Raw genomic sequence first — 24,293 nt, forward strand, 5'->3', positions numbered from 1 at the left:
TACCATTAAGTAGTCAAGCCTGTATAACAACATTTCTTGAACAGCCTGATAACCTAAGCTTTATTGAGGGCAATGATGGAACTGTCATTAGATTTACCAAATAAACGATCTGATTAATAAGGCACCTCTAAATTGCAGCTACTAAGCTTTGTTCGGGCTTCTGGTGCATGCCTCGCTATCCGCGACCACCAGCACATCCATGTGCCTTGCGCGGCGAAGCAGCTTTTTTACTATTGAGCCTTGCCACAACTCTTTCCAGATCGATAGCCTGGACTGCCCCATTATGATTTGCGTGGTTTTATAAACATTCGCTTTACTCACCAAAGCCTCAGGTATTTGTTTTCGATGAGTGGCCTTTAGTATTTCAAAGGTTCCACCCAGACGGATTGTCAGCTTCTTTAATGCTTCTATCCGCTCCAACATTTCATCAGTGGCTGCGATTTGTACAAAGTTGACAAACCAGGCCGCTTTCAATCTGTAGGCTATACGAAAGCCTCGACGTATCAAGCGTTCCGCCTGTGGAGTAGCGTCAATACATACATAAATCACTTCCTGCCTACGCCAAGGGCCGCGAAGAGCGCTGCTTCGCTCCCAGGATTCCAGACGTTCATCCACATCGTCCGCAATCTCTCGCAAAGCGAGCTCCCTCAAGGCAATTAAATTAACGGTTTTGAAAAAGTTGTTAATCGCTTGATCCACTTTATCCATCGCATAGATTTTGCCTTCTCTCATCCGCTGCTGCAGCGATTGCGGCGCAACATCAATTAGCTGCACCTCGTCAGCAAGTCTCAAAATATGATCAGGTACTGTCTCCCTAACACGGACTCCCGTGATTTGCTCAATCGCATCATTAAGACTTTCTAGATGCTGAACGTTGACGGTTGAAATCACAGAGATGCCTGCTGCCAGAATATCAAGAACATCCTCGTACCTTTTCTTATTTTTACTGCCCGGTACATTCGTATGAGCCAGTTCATCGACAAGAACCAAATCCGGATTACGTCGGATCACTTCTTCTGCATCCATTTCCTCCAATTGCGTACCCCGATAGTCTATAACTTTACGTGGAATCAGCTCCAGCGCACCGATCTGTGCAGCCGTTTCCTTGCGGCCATGTGTCTCCAGCAGACCGATCAGCACATGAATTCCTTTTTTTTCGAGATCATTTCCATCCCGCAGCATCGTATAGGTTTTGCCCACCCCTGGTGCGGCGCCTATATATACTTTAAATTTTCCTCGTTTGATCTGCAAAATTTTACGCTCAACCTCAAGAGTACTTAAGCGGCGGAACCATTCATCGTCACCCTTAGGCTTAGACAGCTTAGCGGGCAAAATACGCTCCCCTTCATGTTCCGCACGGTCTGCAACCATGAAGATATCAATATTTCTTGTTTGCTTCAACATGTCGTGGACAATGGAGCCTTGCCAGAACTCCACCCAACGTGATTGCTTGGAATGGCCCAGAACAATTCGTGTTACGTTATGTTCCAAAGCGTAATTAACAAGAACTCTGGGCAGAGACCGACGGGAACACAGCGGAAGCTCATCGAATTCCCCACCTACTTTTGTAACCAATTTTACAATGGACCGTTTGAAGGTTGCTTCTACCTTGGACAGCTCTTTTTGTGGATTGATAAAAGTAACTACCCGTAAATCACCATTCAGACGTTTGGCAATTTGCTGGCCTCTTCTTACGTAGATGGAACCATTCCAATGATACTGCGCCGAAACAAGAATTCGCTCTGTTGCACCGGAGGGACCGGTCAAACCTAACTCATCTCTATGCTTATCGAGGGATTCATTAACCCCCTCGGCCATTAATCGCAAAGACAATTCCCGCAGCACAGCAAGATTACCACGCTTGAATAATGCAGATCCTTTGCCAAAACGGAGGTTGCCCTCTGCTGCCCGATTTAACAAGGTTTCGGGGGTAGCATCGATCAGTACAACTTCATCGGCGTTTTCCAATGTATCCGCAGGTACCGTTTCTTCAACTTCCACTCCAGTTAATTTCCTCGCTAATTCTGTAACCCCTTCCAGCTCGTATACATTGACGGTTGAGATCACGCTAATCCCATGATTAATTAAAAATCGAATATCTTCCATTCGTGTGGCAAACTGGGCATCTTTACGATTGCGGTGAGCCAATCCATCTACCAAGACAACTTCAGGATTGCGTTTAATGAGTGCGTCTAGGTTTAAATCTTTTTTTTCCACGCTTTCTTTCATCCAGTGTATACTCGCTACCCGGTCCAAATCTCCGATCTGCTCGACGGTCTCGGGACGCTGCATGGTGGATACCGCACATATGACAACGTCGATACCCTGATTTTTCAAATGTTGTCCTTCACGCAGCATATGATATGTTTTCCCAGAGCCGCTGACAGCACCGATATATACTTTTAATTTACCTCTATGCAGCTTCGAAATCGAAAGTAAAATCTCCTCTGGTGTTTTACGTTTGAAGTTTTCCATGAACCCCTCCATGCAAATCGATTCGATCTATACGCACAGCTTTATCTCCCATTATAAGGAAAAGGAAAAGTCTGATAAAGACATAGCTTTACCAGAACTTTTCCTTCTTTAGTTCTACTTTCTGAATCTCCCTGCCTTTAGAGAGCTATTTCAGCCAAGCGTTCAATGTCAAATTTAACTTCAACACATTGACACGCGGTTCCCCGAACAATCCCAGGTCCCTTCCTTCGGTTGTTTGCTCTACAAGCTGCTGCAGCTTTGCTTCGGGAATTCCGTTAAGCTTGCTGATCCTGGGTACCTGGACCAGAGCTGATTGCGGACTAATATGCGGATCAAGTCCTGAGCCCGAATTGGTAATGAGATCAACCGGCAATTGGCTTACGGGAACATCGGGATTGTTGGTCTTCCAGTCCTCGATGGATTCCTGAGTCCGCTTCAGCATTTCAGGATTGGATGCCGCGTAATTATTGGAGCCTGAAGCGTCTGCTTTATAATCAATGCTGGATACTCTGCCTTGAAAGTATTTCGGATTTGCAAACTTTTGACCAATCAATTCCGATCCCACGATTTGTCCCTTGCTGTTGTAAATCATACTGCCATTCGCATTTGCAGGCATTAGCAATTGGGCGATCCCGGTGCATACCAGCGGATATACGATTCCGCATAAAACAACAAATACAAAACTAACGCGAATGATGATTCCCAAAGAGAAGCTTGCTGTGCTTGACGCAGCATGATTTGAATTATTCATCCTTTTTCAACCTCTTTCTTGTTTCTTTATCTATCTCTACTAAATCCACAAGTGCACGATAAGGTCAATCAGCTTGATCCCTACGAATGGAACGACAATCCCGCCAAATCCATATATAAACAGATTGCGCTGCAAAAGCTTATTCGAGCTCATCGGTTTATAGCCGACGCCTTTCATGGCAAGCGGGATCAGTAACGGAATAATAATCGCATTGAATACCAAAGCCGACAATATCGCTGATAACGGTGAGCCAAGCCTCATAATATTGAGCGCCTCCATCTGTGGAATCGCAAGTGTAAACATAGCCGGAATGATAGCAAAATATTTGGCCACATCGTTGGCGATACTAAAGGTCGTCAAAGCACCGCGCGTCATCAGCAGCTGCTTGCCTATTGCGACAACCTCGATAATTTTTGAAGGGTCCGAATCCAGATCAATCATGTTAGCCGCTTCTTTGGCCGCTGTTGTACCGCTGTTCATCGCAAGCCCTACATCAGCTTGAGCGAGTGCTGGAGCGTCGTTCGTTCCGTCTCCGGTCATCGCAACAAGCTTTCCTTCCGCTTGCTCCTTACGAATTACGGCAATCTTATCCTCCGGCTTGCTTTCGGCAATAAACTCATCCACTCCGGCCTCGCGGGCAATTGTAGCTGCAGTCAGCGGATTGTCACCCGTACACATGATGGTTTTAATACCCATTCTACGAAGCTGCTCAAACCGCTCCTTCATCCCTGGCTTCACGGTATCCTTCAAATATATAAGTCCGAGGATATGGTTATCGACCGCTACGGCCAGAGGTGTACCCCCCTCTGACGCAATCGCGTTACCTTTTAGCTCAAGATCACTCGGTATCGTTCCTCCTTGGGACAGTACCCATTGTTTCACCGAATCGACAGCTCCCTTACGCACCTTGCGCCCATCCGTCAAATCGATCCCGCTCATTCGGGTTTCTGCCTTAAACTCGATAAATACTCCGTCCTCGGCAAGCGAGCTGTTATAGGCCATTCCTTGCTTTTTCATCAATTCAAGCACTGAACGCCCTTCCGGTGTTTCATCCTTCAGAGAGCTGATCGCAGCCCATTCACCCAAAACCGCTAAGTTCTCTGATTCTACAGGGGAAAACTCGCTGGCCATCCGGTTACCAAAGGTGATCGTACCTGTTTTATCCAGAATCATCGTATTAATATCCCCTGCAGCTTCGACCGCTTTCCCTGACATTGCGAGAACATTAAACTGCGTCACCCGGTCCATCCCCGCAATCCCGATAGCAGACAGCAATCCGCCTATTGTTGTTGGAATCAAGCATACCAGCAGTGAGATCAAAACAGGTATATCCAATTGAATGTTCACATATTTGGCAATTGGGGCCAAGGTGACAACGACAATCATGAAAATGAGTGTCAAACTTGTGAGCAGTGTGTTCAGTGCAATTTCATTCGGTGTTTTTTGCCGCTTGGCGCCCTCTACCAAAGAAATCATCCGGTCGATGAACGACTCTCCAGGATCACTTGTAATTCTTACTTTGATCCTATCGCTAACTACTCGTGTGCCGCCTGTTACCGAATTGAAATCGCCTCCTGCTTCCTTGATCACCGGGGCGGATTCTCCTGTAATGGCAGATTCGTCTACAGAAGCTAAACCTTCAATCACTTCTCCGTCACCGGGTATCATTTCCCCTTGGGAAACGACGACGATATCTCCTTTGCGCAGCTCGGTGGACGGAACCAGCTTTAACCCGCCGCTCACCACTTTATTGGCGCTGATCTCTTTTTTGGATTTTTTCAATGAGTCGGCCTGTGCTTTCCCACGACCTTCAGCAAGCGCTTCTGCAAAGTTGGCAAACAACAGCGTAAAGAGTAGAATCGCAAATACAGTCAGGTTAAAACCCGTACTCTGGCCGGCACCAAAATATCCAGGAAAAATCGTCATCAAGAGCACAATCAAGGTGCCTGCCTCAACAACAAACATGACTGGATTTTTCATCATGGTCATCGGATTCAGCTTCACAAAACTGTCTTTGATGGCATTGCGAAGGATGTCACCGGATAAACTTTTTTTTCTATTTGTTTGCATGGATCATGTCCACTCCTTTCATTATCGAATCGTCAAATGCTCAGCTATCGGTCCAAGTACGATACCAGGCAAGAACGTCAGCGCGCCAATTATCAGAACAGTTCCTATAAGAATGCCGGCAAACAATCGGTTATCCGTGCGGAAAGTCCCGATGGTCTCGGGAACCCACTGCTTACGCAGCATGGAACCCGCTACCGCCAGCATCGCTACCATCGAAACATAGCGGCCGAACAGCATCACGACTCCCGTAGATATATTCCAGAACGGCGTATTATCGCCCAACCCTTCGAACCCCGATCCATTGTTAGCCGCCGAGGATGTATATTCATACAGCACTTGTGAAATTCCATGAAAGGCCGGATTGGTAATTCCCGCTTTTCCTAAATCCGTAGCTAACGCGATTGCGGTTGACGCCAGTATAATGAGCGGATGTGCCAGAATTGCGATGGCAATCAGCTTGATTTCGCGTGCTTCTATTTTACGACCGAGAAACTCCGGTGTCCGGCCAACCATTAATCCAGCCAGAAAGACGGCCAATATCGCATACATGAGCATATTAATCAAACCAACGCCTTTACCGCCAAACACACAGTTCAGCATCATGAGAGCAAGAGGCGTAATCCCTCCAAGCGGCGTCAGTGTATCATGCATCGAATTGACACTGCCGGTTGTCGCTGCTGTCGTTACTGTAGAAAATAGCGCCGATTGCGGAATGCCAAAGCGAACCTCTTTCCCTTCCATACTGCCCTGTGCGGCATCAATGCCCAATCTGTTCATGGCGGGATTACCACTCGACTCGGCAGTATAGATAAGGGACAGAAACATAACAAATAATATCATCATCGAAGAAAAAATAACCCAGCCCTGCTTGCGATTTTTGGCAAACAAACCGAATGTATAGGGAAGGGCAGCCGATAAAACCCACATCGATAAAATTTCAATCACATTGGTTAGCGCATTCGGATTTTCAAACGGATGGGCCGAGTTCACTCCGAAAAATCCGCCGCCGTTCGTACCTATATGCTTGATCGACTCCAGTGCCGCGACCGGTCCGATCGCAATTTGCTGCTCGACTCCTTCCACCGTCGTAACAGTAACTGTTGGCTGCAGTGTTAACGGAACCTGTAGAGCCACTAGCAGCATAGCGACGATAAAAGCAAGCGGGAAAAAGACACGAGTGTGCGCCTTTACAAAGTCCTCGAAAAAATTACCAATCGTTTCCCCTTTACTCGTAATGCCTCTTACAAAAGCAATCGCAACGGAAAATCCGGTCGCTGCTGAGGTGAACATCATCATGATAATGACAGCCATCTGCGAAAAATAGGACAAGCCTGACTCCCCGCTGTAATGCTGCAGGTTCGTATTGGTCATAAAGCTGATGACCGTATTAAAGGTCAACGTTTCTTCCATACTCCCAATCCCGTTGGGATTAAGAGGCAACATATTTTGTATTCTCAATATCAAATAGCTGATGGCAACAAGCACAATATTCGTTACGATAAAGCTGAGCGCGTAGGTTTTCCAGGTCATACCCTTTCGTTCTTTTAAACCAATCATTGCAAAAATCGGTCTTTCGATGAATCCAAACCACTTGTCAGTCCGATTAGCTTCATTGGAGAAAACGTTATAAAGATAGGTTCCCATAGGTTTAACCAATAGCACTAAAATGACGATAACGACGGCGATTTGCAAAATGCCCATTTGTTTATTTCCTCCTTAGAGTTTTGCTTTAGCAAAACTTTCTTCGTAAGCATTTGCCGAGTTTTACTTTAGCAAAACTATCTTCGTAAGCATCTGCTGAGTTTTCGTTAGAAAACTTTCTTCGTAAGCATTTTCCAAGTTTTGCTTTAGAAGTCTGGTGAAAGTCTCCGCTGCGCGGGCGGACCACTCCTCCGATCGCTGTTGTCATCAGATTTCTTTATTGTGTAAGACATTTAGCTGTAAAAATCCAAAGACAAAGGCGAACGCTTCGCTTCTCCAGAACGATTCCGCCCACTCCGCTAATTATTCACTGGACCTGTACATACATTAAAACTTTTCCGGATTAATCAAGGCGTAGACCAGGTAAAGAAAAATAAATAAAGTAAAAATAATGACAACGATCACGAGCGCTCGCCTCCTGAATCTTCAATAACTCGCCCGCACCAAAATAAAAATCCACTGAACAGCGCGTAAGTGACGGCTAACACAATCAGCATGTATAAATCCAACATGGTTACCCCTCCTTAAAGCTTATCTATTTCACATGTGTTTGAATTAAAAATGAAACATCCTCGCTTGTCGTATGAATGACATAGCTAGCACCAAGTCCTTTGTAAACCAGACGCGGGTTGCTCGTATTTGTGATGACGTAAATAGGCTTGGAAGTCCATCTGCGGCACATTTGTATATAACGGCAGCATAGATTCAGGCTTCGCTCGAAAATAAACACCTTCCCAATAGCAAACTCTGGAAGAGTCCAGTTTATTTGTTCTGTAGTATCTACCATAACAATATTTTTTACACCAATATTGACCAGTCTTTGCTTTTCTCCCTGGTTGTTGGCAATAGCTGCAAAACGCAAGCCTTGCTTCAGCAATTGAAGTATGAAGCCTTTTCCCGTTCGATTGGGTGCCGAAACCAAAATGACTTCCTGTTGTTCCATTTCTATTTTCCTCCTATGATGTCAAAAAGGAGGCAACAAAAAGAAGCCTACGAAAAGAGCGGAACTCTTCTCGTGGCTTCTTAAAACACAGTTATACAAACCGTGTCTTTCGCACGACAATTGTTGCCTCTCCCTATACGCTTACGAGGTTAGCTGTCGGATTCGGGCTAGAGAGTAGCCCTACCTATGGGTATGCGTTAGCATGCCCTAAGGATTCACCCCATGAAACTCGTGTTTCCTGATTATGAAGTAAACCGATCAGGTGTCGCGCGCTTCTTTGGTTCCCCCGTTCCTTTTAAATTCAAGGACTCAGCGATAAAGTGCATGTTTCATTTTCAATTACAAACAAACCAATCCTGCCTTACCTATCCTATATATCTTATGTTCGTTGAACACGATCACAAGCTTCATCATCCTCTCTCCAAAACACACGACTTTCTTTATCCGATATGAACCGGTTCATATGGCTCAGATATTCAGCCGTTTCTTGGAAAACTTTGTTCGAATCATGAGATGTATCATACGCCAGCAGCTAATCACTGTAAATAAATACCGCACACCATACTAGACCAAAATTGACTTGCATCATACTCAAATGCTTTTAATGCTCTGGATATCTGCATCCAGCTCATGATATCGTCGTTTTCCAACAATATTTTCAAATACCCAGCATAAGCCAGCATATGCATAGATAATAAAGGAAAATCAGATTTGATTCCGCTTTCATCGACTATTAAAGCAAAAATGGCTTAATTATGATACGGATTGGGGTTTTACAATATTTAACGTCCAGCGTATGATACATTTCATTAACCTAACAACTATATATCCTCCATATTCAACGCTTAATTCCCATTTAGGGAAACGGGGGACCCAGTTTAAGCCATCTAGCATTGATGGTTTATAGGGGTGAATCCTGAAGTCATGCTAACGCATAACCTTAGGTAGGGCACTCTCAAGCCCGAATCCGACAGCTAACCTCGTAAGCGAATTGAGAGAGAAGCACACTCGTGTTCTCCTGTCCTTATTTATTCATGCAAAGGAAGCCCGAGAGTAGAGTTTCTCTGCTCCCTGGCTTCTTTGGTTTGTCCAAATTCAAGAAATAAAGAGGAGTGCAAGTATCATGCTAAAGCTCGCCGCCCCATTGACTGTATCCACTGAACTATCCTTGATACCTTACAAAATCGGTTCCATGGAAATCTACCAATTTGACTGTCCTCAGTTGAAAAACCGAATCCCTCAGCTCACTTCCGACTGTTCTTGCGGATTATTGAAAATTTCCAGCAGCGGGATCAATGGCTGGGCAGAATGTATGCTGCCCTCCTGCGATACCAAATTTGATCTGGTCCTGTGGGCTTCGGTTTTCATCAAATTAAAGGGACTTTCAATTACCGATGCGTTTGCTTTAATAAATATCAAGCAGCAAGCATGGGGAACAGGTCGATACGAGTTGGTTGAAACAGCTTTAGTTAACCTTGTTACTCAAATCCATAATCAGAATGCCGTTCAGACAACGTATGCGAATGGCATTATTCTGGAACGATCCAGATTGATTGAACAATCACGATCTTATTTTTCCTTTTAATACTTGCAATGTCATGGTTGGCTTAACTCAGTCAATAAACGTTTGGCATCTCCGTTTTCCGTTTTAAATACTTCATATATTTTTAAAGTCAGTGGTGTATCAAATTGTTCAGAGTTTCCGCTAAAGGCAATATTGTTCTCACCTGAAACCAAACGTTCCTGCCCAATTAAGGACTTTACAGAGGTTCCCACGAGCCTTCCCAATGAATCATGCAGTTCAAATTGAAGCTGCGGGAAGCTTTCATCCACCTGGGCCTCTTTTTGGCGTTCAATATTGAAGAAAAACTTACCCTTGTAAGTATATTGATGAGTGACTGAATTAAACAAGAAGGAAATGTCCCAACGGTCGACAGCTATATCAAAAGGGTAGATACTAAATTTGTCATTCTTATCCGATGTCTGCAAATTCACAGTATAAGCGGCAATCGTCGACTTGTAGGGTGCTTGAGCCGTTGTATCCTGAATCTTCACAGCAAGCCCTGTTCCTGTCTCTGTGGCTGGTACCACATAAGTATAATTGATTGTCATTCCTGTGTTCGGCAATACAGACGTCGTAGTCAACACTTGCCGTCTGCCATTGTATTGGTAACCTCCTGCATTGACCAATTCCGTTTGAAACACCGGGACGGCAAGCGGGCGGGAGCTTTGGTTATATAAGCGGAATTTAGCCGTAACCTGCTTGCTCCCTTCATCCTGATTATCGTTCATATGAAGTTCTACCAACGACACCTGCAAATCGGGATGTATGAGTTCACTTCGTGTATCGAACCGCATCGGGCTGCCTAACGAATAAGCATCATAAGCTTGAGAGTCATCAGAACTTGGAAGTAAAATATTCAGCCTCCCCACTTGATAACGAACAACATTAGAAGCTCCAGATGAGAAGCTTTCCGATGTCAACAGATTCAAGCTCAACAGCTCGGTATCCTGATCAGTAGGAATTGCGTAATGAATATACTTTTCTTCTTTAGCATCCAGTTGGATTGTTTCCTGCTCTAATCGTTTGCCTGCAAATACTTTTTTACCGTTTTTTCCGTCTATTGCAAACTCGGGTATAGTTTCCCGTTGATTTGATGGGTTATACGCCAGCAATTGAACGACATACACATTACCTGTCTTGGTAGACTCCTTATGGATATCAACAGGTTTGTATGCTATAGGAGAATCCAATGAAGGAATCTGGAAAGCATCCGACCACTTGCGGATTGCTGTAGAATCTGTAATGGAAGTATCTACGCCATTCCAGGGCTGTACCGTGATAGGAACAGCAGCAATTAGCGTTTCTTTCTTTGGATATACATAGTAATCCACATCTGTCCAATTCACTTCACTTATGCTTAACTTCTCAGCTCGATCCAATACGACCATATAGCTAATATCTGTAGTGGTCTGGGGCTGAATGACTCTTGGATTCGACGTGCTTGGCGCAAGTGTATAGGTTATTCCCTTGCTGGTACGGACATGAAACTCGTAATCCGGAACCTTGGTGATTGAGGTGCTTGTGTTTTCCATTTTGATAACAATGCCGATCCGAGTGCCTCCGAGAATTTCCTCTGCCAGAACACTTTTCAACTGCACATTCAATACATCCGTTAATGGGTATACCGCAGATTTGGATTCGACGGCTTGGGTAGGGCTGAGCTCTAAAAATTTGTTAAGCAAAGCGCTGCCAGGCTGATCGCTACTTATGCTCATGGCAGCGGGTACCTCAGCAAAAGCAGGGCTCATGAAGCCAGTGATCGATGCCGATAATACGGCCGATGCTACGATGACGGTTAACCTTCTGTTCATTCGTTCTCCTCCTGTTACAAGTCATTATTTATTGAGATAGCTTTACTTTTTCTTTATCCTTCAATTGATTTTGTCCCGAAGTTACTAACGATTCTCCTTCTTTCACTCCGCTTATGACCTCTTGAAACGTATCACTTAAACGTCCAAGAACGACCTTACGCTTCTCCACAGTATCTCCAGCCATAACAAATACGTAGCTCTCTCCACTTTCACGAACAATACTTAAGGTCGGCACGGTTACTACGATTTGATCCTGATCTTCTGTCAGTAGGACTTGAACCTTCATTCCCGGCTTGAATTTGCGATCCTGATTGGGCAATTCAAGTTCCAAAGAGTAGGCTTTGGATTGTGTACTGACAACATCAGCCAGATAGCTCACTTTAGCTTTATGCTTCTCTGTTGAACCGGATATGTAAAAGGAAAGCTCTTCCTTCCCGCGTACAAGTGCTGCTGCCTCCTCGGTAAGTTCCGCTTTAATCTTTATGGGATCCAGCTGTTGAATCTGTGCAGAACGAAAACCTGCTGGAAGCATCATGCCGACTTCGATAGGCAGATCCGTCAGTACTCCGCTAACGCTTGCCCTTACTTCCATATGCTCCAAGGTTCGATCTGCTTCTCGAATCGACACATCCGATAACAGCAGACCCTGCTCCAGCTGTGATAACGAATTGGTTGTTTCCAGCGTTTTTTGTTTCTGCAGGCTGCTCTGCAAATCAAGCTTGAGATTGCTTAACTGCGTTTCTACCTGCTCCAACTGGAATTTCGTCGAAAGCCCCAGATCAAAATCGTTGCGCATTTTATTGTAATTTTTTTCAGTTTCCTTAATTGCTGCTTCCAGCTTAACAATACCGTTCTGTACATCCTGCTTGCTGTTCGCCAAATCCTCACGTGCTTTTATCAGCTGCTGTTGAGTACCGGCTATTGTAACATTTGCTTTTTCTTTGGAAATTAGGACATCGGTTTGGTCGAGTCTAAAAATCACTTCTCCTTTCTCGACATTATCTCCGCGCTTCTTCAATATTTCCTTGACATCGCCGCCAACCTTGACTGCCACATCTAGCTGTATGGAGGAAGTTATATCGGCTACCTGCTCCAAAGGCTCGCTTATTTTCTGCTTGGCCACTTTTGTCACTTTAACCTGTTTGAGCTGTACCTCATTTGCTTGTGCTTGTGCCGGTTGGGCTTTGGGCGCTTCGGAGCAGCCTGCAAGCAGCGCTGCGCCAAGCATCATGACTCCCATCGTTTTTATACCTGTATGAATTGGGTTCACCCTAATTGGTTTCATTGAACGTTTCTCCTTTTCGCTATCTTTCTGTCTGCTGATGGAAGCCTAAATGCTTTTTGCGGCTGGTGTTTTGGCAACACGGTTTTCATTTCTGTTCATAAACCGCGAGATTCCGACATTCATCTTGTCGATAAGTTCGTAAATCACGGGCACAACGATTAAAGTCAACACAGTCGAAGTGATCAAACCGCCTATAACAACAACCGCCAAGCCTTTGGAAATCAGTGAGCCATCCGAAACCCCCAATGCCAAAGGCAGCAGAGTCATAACAGTGGCGCCCGCTGTCATAATAATCGGACGAAGCCTTGTTAATCCCGCTCTGACTAGAGCATCACGAACCGTTAATCCATCCGCGCGCAGCTGCTGTACCCGGTCGATCAGTACGATGGCATTGGTGACAACAACCCCGATAAGCATCAAAAATCCGATCAGAGACGTGATATTAATCGACTCCCCTGAAATAAGCAGCGCAATAAGTCCGCCGATTGCAGCAAGTGGAACCGAGAAGAGAATAACAAAAGGTGCACTCGCGTTCCCGAAAGCAATAACCATAACGAGATATACGAGACAAATCGCTGCGCCCATGGCAACCGCCATTTGACCAAAGCTTTCCTGAATGTCATCATTTACGCCTTGAGCCTGCGTACGGACAGCTCCTGGAATTACTACTGTCTTCAAGGCTTCTGTTACTTTGGTGCTCACGCCGCCTTTGTCTTTACTTTCGATTTTGGCGGTAATTTTCACATACTGCTCCTGCATTTCCCGAGTAATTGCTGCTGGTGCTTCTACCTGACTGATTTTGGCCACATCATTTAGAGAGACTACCGCACCGGTCGACGTTGTCAACTGAATGCGTCCCAGCTTTTCCTTCGAGTTTTTGAAATCATCATCTACCATGACTTTGGTTTCAAAGGTTACATTGTCGAATTTAATATCGCCAAGTGGTGCCTCCGCAAGCCATAAACGTACCGTGTCTGTAATTTGCGCTGATGATAATCCATATACACGCGCCTTATTCTGATCTACACTGACAACCACCTGTGTCTTCTTTTCACTTAGGCTGTCCTTAATCGTTGTCAATTCGGGAAATTCCCTCATCTTCGCTTTAACCAGCTCGGCTCCGGCAATCAGCTGGTTCAAGTCTTCACCCTTAAGCAGGTAGGCAAAATCATCTCCTGAGCCCATGCTTGGCGCTAACAGCGCACCTTCAATTTCTGAATCCTTGGGGGTCATTTCCACAATTTTATGCTTGTAAAGCTCCGCCATCTCTTTGGCATTGGAGGCCGCGGATACAGATGCGATAATTGACGCCTTGTATGGCGTACGTTCTCCGCTCGTATTTTGTTGGTCATAGCCGACCATGGATTCAAAATAGTCAAATGCTGGTTGTCCGGCAGCATCCTTGGATTCCCGGAACATGGCTTCGATTTCTTTCATCTTCAAATCCATCGATTCAAAGGAAGTATCCTGTGGAAGCTTCAACGTATACTGAACCTGCTTGTTGGTTTCGCTATCCGGCATAAAGGCCATCGGGAGAAAAGGAACCGTTCCTCCTATCGATATAACAAGCGCCAAAAATGCGGCTAAAACCGTCTTCTTCGGGTTATCAAGCGACCAATTCAATATTTTTTTATAAGAGCCGCCCAGCTTGCCAACCTGCTCTTCATCGTGATGCTTGATCTTGTTGCTTTTGAGCACCATCAGTTTGGCCAGCATCGGGATGACTGTCAACGCAATGATTAGTGAAGACATTAACGCTACAATCAACGTAATGGCAAAGGGTCTGAATATATCCCCCAATACCCCGCTGACAAAAGTAATCGGTAAAAATACACCCGCAGTAGTAATGGTAGACGAGGTGATCGCTGAAGCTACTCGTGCTGTAGCCAGCTTAATAACGGATTCATTACGATCACTGACCCTTTGCAGCTCGCTGTATATGTTTTCAATAACAACAATCGAGTCGTCCACGACCCGTCCCACGGCAATCGTCAAACCGCCAAGCGTCATAATATTGAGCGTTATATCCAACGATGCCATAGCGCACAACGTAGTTAATATCGACAATGGGATCGAAACCAAAACAATTAAGGTCATACGCACATTTCTCAGGAACAGCAAAATCATAACCGAAGCCAATACGGCCCCCATAATGCCTTCCTTCAGCATGCCGTTAATCGACTTTTTGACATCATTAGCTGCATTATAAACAGGCGAGAATTTTAAATTCGGGTATTCCTTTGTCCAGCCGGCAAACAATTTATCTACATCATTGGCAAATTTGACCGTATTGGCATCTTTCCCTTTGAACAACGTAAGTCCAATAGCCGGATTGCTGTCCAGCCGGGAAATAAATTTGGATTCCGAGATGGCTTCAACCTTGGAAATATGTTTTAGCAGCACCGTGTCGCCCTTTGGAGATGTAATTTTCATATTTTCCAGATTGTATATCGTATTCAAGTCACTTTCGATCCGAACCGATTGTGAGCTCCCGTTAAAATCGACTTTGCCTGCAGGACTTGTCATTAAGGCAGTCTGAATGCTTTGTGAAACAAGAGCAGGGGTCATTCCGTAATTGTTGATCGCACTGATATTCAGCTTCAGCTTCAAGGTTGCTTCCTGCTGACCTATCGAATCTACATGGTCAATCCCATCCATAGCACTTAAGGTAGGCTCAATGATATCCTTATAAATCCGGTTCAGCTCTTCATGGTTCATATTCTCATTACCGTTAATCGCTGCAAAGTAAACCGGGAAATCACTGCTGCCAAACTTGGAAACCTTCGGTTCACTTGCTCCTTTGGGAAGCACAATATCCTTGATAGCACTTTCGATGTCCCGCTTCGCATCATCAGGCTTCCTACCATTCGCCAACTCAACCGTGATTGCCGAGAAATTGTCATTCGAGCTGGAGGATACTTTTTTCACACCCTCCACACCCACAACCCGCTTCTCGAGAACCTTCGTTACATTATCCATAACATCCTTCGGAGGGGCCGGATACACCGTGCTTATAAATACGATGGGCAAGGAAATGTCAGGCATACTTTCTTGTTTCAATGTGGATGCGGAGAATGTGCCTGCGAGGAGCAATATAAAGCTGATAATAATAATCGCTGCCGCATTTTTCAAAGAAAAATTAGTAAATTTGTTCATCGTTTGACTCCTTCATTAAGTTACAATAATTGCTTTTTTAACAGCCATTCCTCGTTGATTTCTTTCATTCTAGACAAGTAGATGTCACAAAATAAAGACATTTCGCTGAACCTTTGTTTAACGACGAGACACATCTCTTGATCTTCAGCTTCCAAGCCTTCTTGCTCCTGAAGAGCATTCAAAACCCGTTCCAGCGTTTGTTGAACCGATTTGACTTTCTCTGTATAAGTATCAAACACTTGGATTTCATAATCATCCGCTATGTAATAATAATCCTTTCTGTCATTTTGTATGGGGACCTTACAGCACAAATGCCGCGCTACCATGTTTCGAATTTGAACACTGATGGCTGCCTTGGAAACGGATAATGCCTCTGCCATCTGCTGCAGACACAAAGGCTCTGTCGAAAAGAGCAGCAGTGTAAAGAGTTTGCCAACGAGTGGGCTGAATCCACTTTTCTCCAGATGAATGGACATAAAATGACTCGTGCTTAATTTCATTTCGTCGAGGGTTTGTAACATCGTATTGAGAGGGGCTCCTTTCTGCAAATATATTTAAGGACATTCGCAACTTTAAGAATGATGTTAAACATATAAATAAATTATGACTGACTGGTCATTATGAAAGTATAATAATGGATATATAGGTTTAAATCAACCTTTTTTTATTTTAATTCGTAACTCAAACTAAATTTATGACCAGTCAGTCACTACGTTGACAGCTCTATGTTCCACGTTTACAATATCTGTATACCTGAAATTTATTTAGTTGGGGAAACAAGGAGTGTCGAACAGAATGAATGACAAAAAAACACAAATTGTTCAAGCTGCAATCAAGCTGTTCGGAGAACGTGATTACCATTCAACATCTGTTCAAGATATTGTCAGTCTTGCCGGTGTTTCCAAAGGAGCTTTTTATTTACATTTCCATTCCAAAGAGGAATTGCTCGTTCATATTTTTAATCATTATATGGAATCGTTCCGCACTTATCTGGACGATATTCTTCAGGATCCTTCCTTAAGTGCTCGAGATCGATTATTTAAAGCAATCGAATATCAGTGTGAATCCATTATCAAAGATAAGGATTTCATATCCATGCAGCTAAAAGGGATAACCTTTTTGAATAAAGCCCTTCAGAATTTAATGATCGAACAAAGCAATCAAACGGTCATATGGATTGAACAGCGTATCATTGAGTTTTATGGAACCGAAATCAAACCGCATTCATTTGATTGCGCCAATTTGTTTAATGGGATGATCAAGGAATATTTTTTCTGCCATATCATTTTTGGATACCCCATCGAAGGTCAACATTTATCCGAGTATTTAATGAACCGCTTGGACGATATTATTTATGGAATTCTAAGCAAACCTACGACTCCTATTTTATGTAAATCTTTTAATTTACATGACTGCAGCACCGAAACGACTAGAGAAAGCTTAATTGAGAGAGCGCTTAATATTAAGGACTGGATTGAAGCTCATGTGGAACCCCCTTCTGTTATGGGTACCATGCTTCAGTCGCTGGAAGTCATCATTCAAGAGGCTGCTAAAGCAGAGCCTAACGAAATTATTATTAAGGGAATGGTTAACTACCTGTGCTCCTTGGCAGATGATGATACGGGTACGATCGCGGAATTTAACAAGTCGTTTCGTGATATTTGAAAAGGCCAGCCTGAATTTACAGGCTGACCTTACACTTCATATGTTGCTGAACAAGCAACGATTAACGATACTGCTTTACCTGCATTTGATCCAGGCTTTTGAATTCATATCCTTGACCGCGGGCATCATCAATAATTTTACCCATCGCTTCAGCATTATCCTTGGATACGGAATGAAGCAAAATGACGGCCCCTGGATGAAGCTGTGCCATCACTTGTTCATAGGCGTAATTCCAGCCGTGCTGCTTCTTCGTATCCCAATCCCTGTAAGCAACGGACCAGAATACACTTGTATAGCCCAAACTCTGACTTACCCCAAGCATCTGATCACTAAAGATTCCCCGTGGAGGCCGCAAATACCGCACTTCATTTTGAGAAGTAAGCTTGGATATCTCGACCTTCACTTTGTCAAGTTCTTCCTTAATACGACCCGAGGAAATACTGCTCATATCTGGATGACTCCAGGAATGATTTCCAATGATGTGGCCCTCTTCCGCCATCCGCTTCACCAAATCCGGTTGGTCTTTTACATAATGCCCAGTTACAAAGAAGGCCGCAGGCACTTTTTTATCCTTCAAAACATTCAGCAATTGGGCAGTAAACCCGTTTTCATACCCGTTATCAAAGGTTAAAAAAAGCTCCTTTTTTTCAGTATCTCCCAAAAAAATCGCTTCGTGCTTTTGAAGAATACGCATAAAGCCCTCTTCTGCGATGGAAGGAAGTCTCCCCTCCTTGCTTTTTTTAAAGCCAAAATGATAGGACCGATTATCCTCCTGTGCCACAACCTGACCCGAGAGCTGTAAAACGCTAACCATTACCATTATGAAGACCACGGCCTGTATGGCACGTCTCATCCATGCACCCTCTTTTCTCCATTGACTCGTCAATTCTCATAACTGCCTAAAGGTAGTATTGCTCAGGATGAAATGAATCATCCGTTTCTAGCCCATACAACCATCAAATTATATAAGAAATGCTTCTCAATGATAAAAAAGAAAGCTTATAACCCTTTGCTTATAACTGATAAATGGTTACGATTTAGCTTGAATTTCACGTACAATTTGTTGTGAAATCTCTGAAATGCTCATTGATCCGACATCGCCTTCCCCACGTTTACGAACCGACACTGTATCTGAATGCCGCTCATTTTCGCCGACTACAAGCATATAGGGAACTTTTTCAAGCTGCGCTTCACGGATCTTGTAGCCGAGCTTTTCACTTCGAATATCCACTTCCACACGAATACCTGCGGCTTCTAGAGCTTGCTTTACCTGCAGCGCGTAATCGATGAAAACATCCGATACCGGCACGATTTTGGCCTGCACAGGGGCAAGCCACACTGGAAACGCACCGCTGTAATGCTCTGTCAAGATGCCGATAAACCGGTCTATGGAGCCATAAGCAGCGCGATGAATGACGACAGGACGGTGCTTCTGATTATCTTCGCCGATGTAGGAAAGATCAAATTTCTCAGGCATTTGAAAATCAAGCTGGATCGACGCGCATTGCCAGCTGCGTTTGAGCGCATCCAGGATGTGGAAGTCTATTTTCGGTCCGTAAAATGCCCCGTCTCCTTCATTCATGCGGTAGGCAATCCCACTCTGATCTAACACATGCTGAAGTGCAGCTTCGGCTTGATCCCATAGCTCAACGGACCCCATTGAATCCTCAGGACGCGTAGACAGCTCAATTGTATATTCAAAACCAAATACCTGATAAATCTGATCGATAAAATCAATAACACGACTGATTTCTGCCTCAACCTGATCAGGTCTCACAAATATATGCGCATCATCCTGGCAAAAAGTACGCACACGCATCATCCCGTTCAGTGCGCCTGAAAACTCGTGACGGTGCACTTGGCCGAATTCGGCAAGTCGAATCGGAAGTTCACGGTAGGAATGCAAAGTGTTTTTAAAAATAAGCATGTGCCCCGGACAATTCATCGGCTTGAGAGCATAATTCGTATCGTCGACTTCAGTAAAATACATATTTTCCTTATAATGATCCCAATGCCCCGACTGCTCCCACATCCGTCGGTTCATCATGAGCGGAGTACGTACCTCCTGGTAATTTTGCTTGATCTGCACCTCGCGTGAAAAGTTCTCAAGCTCCGTACGAATCGACATGCCCTTCGGCAAATAAAATGGCATTCCCGGCGCTTCCTCCGAGAACATAAACAATTCCAGCTCTTTGCCAAGCTTGCGGTGGTCGCGTTTTTTGGCTTCCTCCAATTTTAACAAATGCTCATCTAGCTGCTGCTTTTTGGGGAAAGATGTCCCGTAAATCCGCTGCAGCATTTTATTGTTGGAGTCACCTCGCCAATAGGCACCCGCTACACTCAGCAGCTTGAATGCCTGAATACGGCCCGTAGACGGGAGATGGGGACCACGACAAAGGTCGTAAAATTCACCTTGATCATAGATCGTGAGGACAGAAGACTCCGGCAAATTATGAATAAGCTCGAGCTTAAGTGGCTCCTCCAGTCGCTCAAACGTCCTAATTGCCTCATCACGACTAACCACTCGCCTCACAATCGGCAGATTCTCATGGACAATGTTCCCCATTTCTTGCTCAATGGCTGCAAGATCCTCGCTGGATAAAGGTTTTTCGATATCGATATCATAATAAAAGCCATCCTCGATAACTGGACCGATTCCAAGCTTAACAGCCTTTTCCCCGTAAATGCGTTTAATTGCCTGTGCCATCAGATGCGCCGTGCTGTGGCGATAAACCTTCAATCCGTCATCGCTATCGAGGGTAATAATTTCAATATGGCAGTCCTGCTCAATGGGCTGATTCAAATCAACCAGCTCACCATTGATTGTACCTGCCACCGCAAGCTTCTTTAACCCCGGACTAATCGAACCTGCTACCTGTTCAATTGTTGTACCGTAACCATACTCCCTTACAGCTCCATCAGGCAGCTTCACTTCAATTGCCATGTCGATTCCTCCATTATGATCATTTTTTTAAACACAAAGAGCACACTTGTCTCCGCAAAGGGACGAATGTGCTCGTGGTTCCACCCTGATTATAATCTGCTATGAAGCAGATCCTCATTGGTTTCTGTAACGGGAATTCCCGGCGATGTTTACTCTCATGAACGAGTCATGATTTCCATATCGCAGCTGCAAGGGGGTAAATAGCTTATGTCCACGGAAGGGGCTTTCAGCCGGTGACCCCTCTCTCTGTTCAGTTTCCATAAGTAAACATGTCCTTGGTGATTGCTTTTAGTTGTTAGTTGTCATTTAAAAAAACAAAAAGAGCATACTCGTCTCCGAAAAGGGACGAATATGCTCGTGGTTCCACCCTGATTATAACCTGCTATGAAGCAGATCCTCATTGGTTTCTGTAACGGGAATTCCCGGCGATGTTTACACTCATGAACATTCATGATTTCCATATCGCAGCTGCAAGGGGGTAAATCACTTATTTTCACGGAAGGGGCTTTCAGCCGGTGACCCCTCTTTCTGTTCAGTATCCATAAGTGTTCATGTCCTTGGTGATTGCTTTTAGTTGTTAATTAGAATAACGAATGGCGATTCGTTTGTCAAGGGTAATGAATCCACGCCTCAATCAGCTCGTCGTGCCGCTCCTGCAGCAATCCGCGCTCATGCCATAGGGCTTCCAGCAGCGATGTATCGTCGCCCCCTATGCTGCCAAGCTCCAGCAGCTCTGCGTCTGCAGCGGCTATGTCCGCTTCGAGCGCATCGATCTGCCGCTCAAGCTCAAGACGCCGCCGCTCGGACGCGCGTGGGTTGCCGGCAGCAGCGCCCCCGACACCAGATGCAGCTGCCGCCGCTGCTTGCGGCGTAGGCACTGCTGCGCTTCGTGCCGATACGGCGTGACCGCCTGCGGCCTGAGCCCTCGCGCCCTCAGCGCTGTGGCGGATCGGCTTCCCTTCGGTGCGTGCTCCATTCCCGGCTGTATACTCTGAGGAGTCGGCAAATCCAGTTCCCGTGCCTCTGGAAGTCACCTCCTGCTGTCTTCTTTTTACCCTGAAGTCGTCAAAATTCCCGAGATATTCAGCAACCTTGCCGTGTTCCAACACCCATACCCGCTGTGCCAGACGGTTGATGAAATAACGGTCATGTGAAATTGCAAGCACAGTTCCTGGAAATTCCTCCAACGCTTCCTCCAGAGCCTCGCGCGAAGCGATATCCAGATGGTTCGTCGGCTCATCGAGCAGAAGCAGGTTTGGCTTCGTAAGGACAAGCAGCGCAAGCCGCAGCCGTGACCACTCACCTCCGGACAGCAGGCTTACCTGCCTGAACACATCCGCTCCGTAAAACAGATACTTCGCAAGAATCCCCCTTGCTTCACCTTCCTCCACACCTGCTTCCGTGCGGAAATAGTCCAGCAGCGTCTGCTTGCGGTCCGAAACCGCATATTGTTGTGCGAAGTATCCAATCTCTACTCGCGCGCCTAACTTGATTTCACCACTATCCGGTATTTCTGCACCCAAGAGGAGCTTAAACAGGGTTGTTTTACCTGTCCCGTTATCACCGAGCAGTATTACTTTTTCCCCGTATAGAAGATTTCCTTCAACCCCCGATAGCACCTCACGACTGCCATAAGCCTTGGAAACCGCCTCGAAGGATACCACCCTTTTACCCGAGTGGTCCAGCGGCACAAGGCCAAAATCAGCGGTTTTCTGCTCAAGCACTGGGCGCTTCACTCTTTGCATACGCTCTAATGCTTTGTGAATGGACGCCGCCCGCTTGAAAAACTTCTCGTTTCCACCGATCCGCCCCCATTCCTCCAGCTGACGAATCGTCTCCTTCATTTTCTTGATTACCTTCTGCTGCTCCTGATACTGTGCGAACTGCTGCAGCAGTCTTTCTTCCTTCTCTTTCATATATCCGCTGTAATTGGACGTGTACGTATGAGCCTCCCCATCCTCCAGCTCAATCATTTTGGATGCGACTCGATCAAGAAAATAACGGTCATGCGACACGACCATACACGCGCCTGAATAGCTCCGCAAAAACTGCTCAAGCCACTCAATACCCTTCAGATCCAGATGGTTCGTCGGCTCATCGAGCAGCAGCAGATCAGGACGAACAATCAGCTGCGAGGCGAGCGCGACCCTTGTCTTCTCACCACCGGAAAGCGAGCTGAAACTGCGCATATACATACTTTTCGGTATCTGCAAGCCTTGGGCTACTTGGTCGATGTTCGCATCCATTTCGTAGCCACCGCCCTGTTCAAAACGCTCTTGTGCAGCCGCATAAGCTTTCAAAAGCTGCTCAAGCCGTTCAGGCCTTGCTGCAGCCTCTAAGCCAGACATTTCTTGCTCCACACCAGATAGTTCCTTCTGGCATTCTGTCAGTTCACCGTAACCATAGGCGAGCACTTCATATACCGTCATGTTTTCAAATTCAAGTGGAATTTGAGTCAAATACCCGATCTGAGTATCCTTCTTCAAAGTCAACATACCTTCATCCACGGTCAATTGTCTGGAGATGAGCTGCAGTAAGGTTGACTTCCCGCATCCGTTGCGCCCGATCAAACCCACCTTTTCTCCCTCTTGTACTTCAAAAGTTACCCCGTCCAGCACAAGATGCGCACCGTGGTATTTTCTTATATTTTGGCCATTAATCATTATCATAATAGAGGATCCTCCTAAGGATGAAGACCCTATCCCTACAGCAAAAAAGAGCCGCAGCAGCTAGCCCGCGACCCTTCGGATGGTAGAACAATCAATCCGTATCGGTTAAGGTAGGCATCTTCTCGCGAATGGTAAAACCGTATTTAAGTAATCGGACAGACTTCTCCCGTTGTTGGAAAAAGTATGAACGATGCCAGCCATAGCAATCGGCAGCTGGCTAATACGGTTGTTCACCATTTCGTGGTTCACCTACCTCACCTCCTTGTGTTTATTGTTATAACTGTAGCATGAAACGCAGGAGCAATGCAATCTCTCCTTTGCCCCCTTACTTCTTATATAGCACGGCAATCATGATTTGATAGCTTCAATTGAAAAATTTAATTTGTTCCGCTACAACAGCCTTCCAACGCTGCAAGATATTAGTTTTCGCGCGCCACCCGGTTCCATCGTGTCCATTGTAGGACATCGCGGATCGGGTAAATCCACGCTCGCAGAGCTGCTGCTTAAACTGCGTGAGCCCACTTCTGGCAGTATCCGCTTGAATGGAATTTCTCTCTCGGAAATAGATGCTGCCTGGCTCCGCCAGCACGCGCATAGCTCCACAAGCCTGCCATCCTTATTTTGGATGAGGCGACCTCTGCACTTGACCAAGGAACCGAACGCAGGCTGCTTGACCGGATGATTCCGGAGCTGCAAGGCACGACACTCATTTTCATCACTCACCACCTCGATATTTCCGTACGATCAGATGAGGTTCTTGTGTTGAATGAAGGCTGTCTCGCACAGAGAGGTTCTCATACCGACCTTATCTCACAACCTGGCATATACAAGGAGTTGTGGTTGAAGCAAGCTCCTTCTAATCTTAGAAGCTGCTTCGACGGCGATGAATAATTCATGCCTGCTTGCTTGCTACAATCAGCCCGAACCTATCGCTAACTCACTATCCAAGTTCAAGGTTTCAAGCGCCAAGAGGCTCAAGACAGCACAAAAGGCTGCACGAACGGCGGCAGCCTTTTTGTTCCATTTCATCCTATTTAGAGCGTCCCTTACCTACCAGAAACTTTTTCTTGGTTTTTTTATCCATTACCGGTAAGTGTTTGTAGCTCCGCACCATCGGATGTTTACACAAAGGACAATCAGGTAATTCTTCTGTAACAAACTCCTTACGTGTCCATGCTTTGCATTCAGGTTGTTTGCATTTCCATATTTCTATGTGCTCCAATTCTTGCGTCTGTTCCTCTAATGTCGTAGTTGCCATT

Annotated in this window: 18 protein-coding genes and 2 riboswitches; of the genes, 3 read left to right on the plus strand and 15 right to left on the minus strand. The window is 45.4% G+C overall.

Annotation, left to right across the window (positions count from 1 at the left end):
• Positions 1 to 141: 141 nt before the first annotated feature.
• From BM210_RS14375 to BM210_RS14400, 6 genes are all read right to left on the minus strand, one after another.
• Complete coding sequence (locus BM210_RS14375) at positions 142 to 2,475, minus strand: histidine kinase (protein WP_091169255.1); 2,334 nt, start codon at positions 2,473 to 2,475, stop codon at positions 142 to 144.
• Between the two features lie 145 nt (positions 2,476 to 2,620).
• Positions 2,621 to 3,226: a potassium-transporting ATPase subunit KdpC gene (gene kdpC, locus BM210_RS14380; protein WP_091169258.1), complete on the minus strand. Its 606-nt coding sequence runs from the start codon at positions 3,224 to 3,226 to the stop codon at positions 2,621 to 2,623.
• Positions 3,227 to 3,265: 39 nt separating this feature from the next.
• Positions 3,266 to 5,296 (minus strand): potassium-transporting ATPase subunit KdpB, encoded by a 2,031-nt coding sequence (gene kdpB, locus BM210_RS14385; protein ID WP_091169259.1) that lies wholly within the window; start codon positions 5,294 to 5,296, stop codon positions 3,266 to 3,268.
• Between the two features lie 21 nt (positions 5,297 to 5,317).
• Positions 5,318 to 6,997 carry a potassium-transporting ATPase subunit KdpA gene (gene kdpA, locus BM210_RS14390; protein WP_091169261.1) on the minus strand — a complete coding sequence of 560 codons (1,680 nt, stop codon included), beginning with the start codon at positions 6,995 to 6,997 and terminating at the stop codon, positions 5,318 to 5,320.
• A 327-nt stretch (positions 6,998 to 7,324) separates the two neighbouring features.
• A complete protein-coding gene (gene kdpF / locus BM210_RS36255) occupies positions 7,325 to 7,402 on the minus strand; it encodes a K(+)-transporting ATPase subunit F (protein WP_091169433.1) in 78 nt (25 codons plus the stop codon).
• A gap of 130 nt (positions 7,403 to 7,532) precedes the next feature.
• On the minus strand, positions 7,533 to 7,940 hold the full coding sequence (locus tag BM210_RS14400) for a hypothetical protein (RefSeq protein ID WP_091169263.1): 408 nt from the start codon (positions 7,938 to 7,940) through the stop codon (positions 7,533 to 7,535).
• 122 nt (positions 7,941 to 8,062) lie between these two features.
• Positions 8,063 to 8,265, minus strand: a riboswitch (cyclic di-AMP (ydaO/yuaA leader).
• Between the two features lie 507 nt (positions 8,266 to 8,772).
• Positions 8,773 to 8,945: riboswitch (cyclic di-AMP (ydaO/yuaA leader) on the plus strand.
• Positions 8,946 to 9,063: 118 nt separating this feature from the next.
• Here BM210_RS14400 and BM210_RS14405 point away from each other — a divergent pair.
• Positions 9,064 to 9,525, plus strand: a complete 462-nt coding sequence (locus BM210_RS14405) for a hypothetical protein (RefSeq protein ID WP_091169266.1) — start codon at positions 9,064 to 9,066, stop codon at positions 9,523 to 9,525.
• 11 nt (positions 9,526 to 9,536) lie between these two features.
• Here the strand turns inward: BM210_RS14405 and BM210_RS14410 are convergent, their stop codons facing one another.
• The 4 genes from BM210_RS14410 to BM210_RS14425 are packed head-to-tail and all read right to left on the minus strand — an operon-like array spanning position 9,537 to position 16,277.
• Complete coding sequence (locus tag BM210_RS14410) at positions 9,537 to 11,315, minus strand: hypothetical protein (RefSeq protein ID WP_091169268.1); 1,779 nt, start codon at positions 11,313 to 11,315, stop codon at positions 9,537 to 9,539.
• Positions 11,316 to 11,343: 28 nt separating this feature from the next.
• Positions 11,344 to 12,600, minus strand: coding sequence for an efflux RND transporter periplasmic adaptor subunit (locus BM210_RS14415; RefSeq protein ID WP_177237812.1), 1,257 nt, complete (start codon positions 12,598 to 12,600; stop codon positions 11,344 to 11,346).
• Between the two features lie 45 nt (positions 12,601 to 12,645).
• Complete coding sequence (locus tag BM210_RS14420; RefSeq protein ID WP_091169273.1) at positions 12,646 to 15,756, minus strand: efflux RND transporter permease subunit; 3,111 nt, start codon at positions 15,754 to 15,756, stop codon at positions 12,646 to 12,648.
• 20 nt (positions 15,757 to 15,776) lie between these two features.
• A complete protein-coding gene (locus BM210_RS14425; protein WP_091169275.1) occupies positions 15,777 to 16,277 on the minus strand; it encodes a GbsR/MarR family transcriptional regulator in 501 nt (166 codons plus the stop codon).
• A gap of 274 nt (positions 16,278 to 16,551) precedes the next feature.
• Here BM210_RS14425 and BM210_RS14430 point away from each other — a divergent pair, with 274 nt between their 5' ends.
• Positions 16,552 to 17,421, plus strand: a complete 870-nt coding sequence (locus BM210_RS14430; RefSeq protein ID WP_091169277.1) for a TetR/AcrR family transcriptional regulator — start codon at positions 16,552 to 16,554, stop codon at positions 17,419 to 17,421.
• A gap of 61 nt (positions 17,422 to 17,482) precedes the next feature.
• Here BM210_RS14430 and pdaA read toward each other — a convergent pair whose 3' ends face one another.
• The 4 genes from pdaA to BM210_RS34815 all read right to left on the minus strand — a co-directional run bounded on the left by pdaA (position 17,483) and on the right by BM210_RS34815 (position 23,283).
• Positions 17,483 to 18,274 (minus strand): delta-lactam-biosynthetic de-N-acetylase, encoded by a 792-nt coding sequence (gene pdaA / locus BM210_RS14435; protein ID WP_091169279.1) that lies wholly within the window; start codon positions 18,272 to 18,274, stop codon positions 17,483 to 17,485.
• Between the two features lie 177 nt (positions 18,275 to 18,451).
• Complete coding sequence (gene thrS, locus BM210_RS14440) at positions 18,452 to 20,365, minus strand: threonine--tRNA ligase (protein ID WP_091169282.1); 1,914 nt, start codon at positions 20,363 to 20,365, stop codon at positions 18,452 to 18,454.
• Positions 20,366 to 20,973: 608 nt separating this feature from the next.
• On the minus strand, positions 20,974 to 23,034 hold the full coding sequence (gene abc-f, locus BM210_RS14445; RefSeq protein WP_091169284.1) for a ribosomal protection-like ABC-F family protein: 2,061 nt from the start codon (positions 23,032 to 23,034) through the stop codon (positions 20,974 to 20,976).
• Between the two features lie 105 nt (positions 23,035 to 23,139).
• Positions 23,140 to 23,283: a hypothetical protein gene (locus BM210_RS34815; protein ID WP_177237813.1), complete on the minus strand. Its 144-nt coding sequence runs from the start codon at positions 23,281 to 23,283 to the stop codon at positions 23,140 to 23,142.
• Positions 23,284 to 23,482: 199 nt separating this feature from the next.
• Between BM210_RS34815 and BM210_RS36260 the strand changes: the two genes are divergently transcribed.
• Positions 23,483 to 23,716, plus strand: coding sequence for an ATP-binding cassette domain-containing protein (locus BM210_RS36260; RefSeq protein WP_177237814.1), 234 nt, complete (start codon positions 23,483 to 23,485; stop codon positions 23,714 to 23,716).
• A 348-nt stretch (positions 23,717 to 24,064) separates the two neighbouring features.
• On the opposite strand, the gene BM210_RS14460 is transcribed toward BM210_RS36260, so the two are convergent.
• Positions 24,065 to 24,292, minus strand: coding sequence for a cold-inducible protein YdjO-related protein (locus tag BM210_RS14460; RefSeq protein WP_091169291.1), 228 nt, complete (start codon positions 24,290 to 24,292; stop codon positions 24,065 to 24,067).
• Position 24,293 lies beyond the last annotated feature (1 nt).

Source organism: Paenibacillus sp. 1_12 (assembly GCF_900114475.1).
GTDB lineage: Bacteria > Bacillota > Bacilli > Paenibacillales > NBRC-103111 > Paenibacillus_S.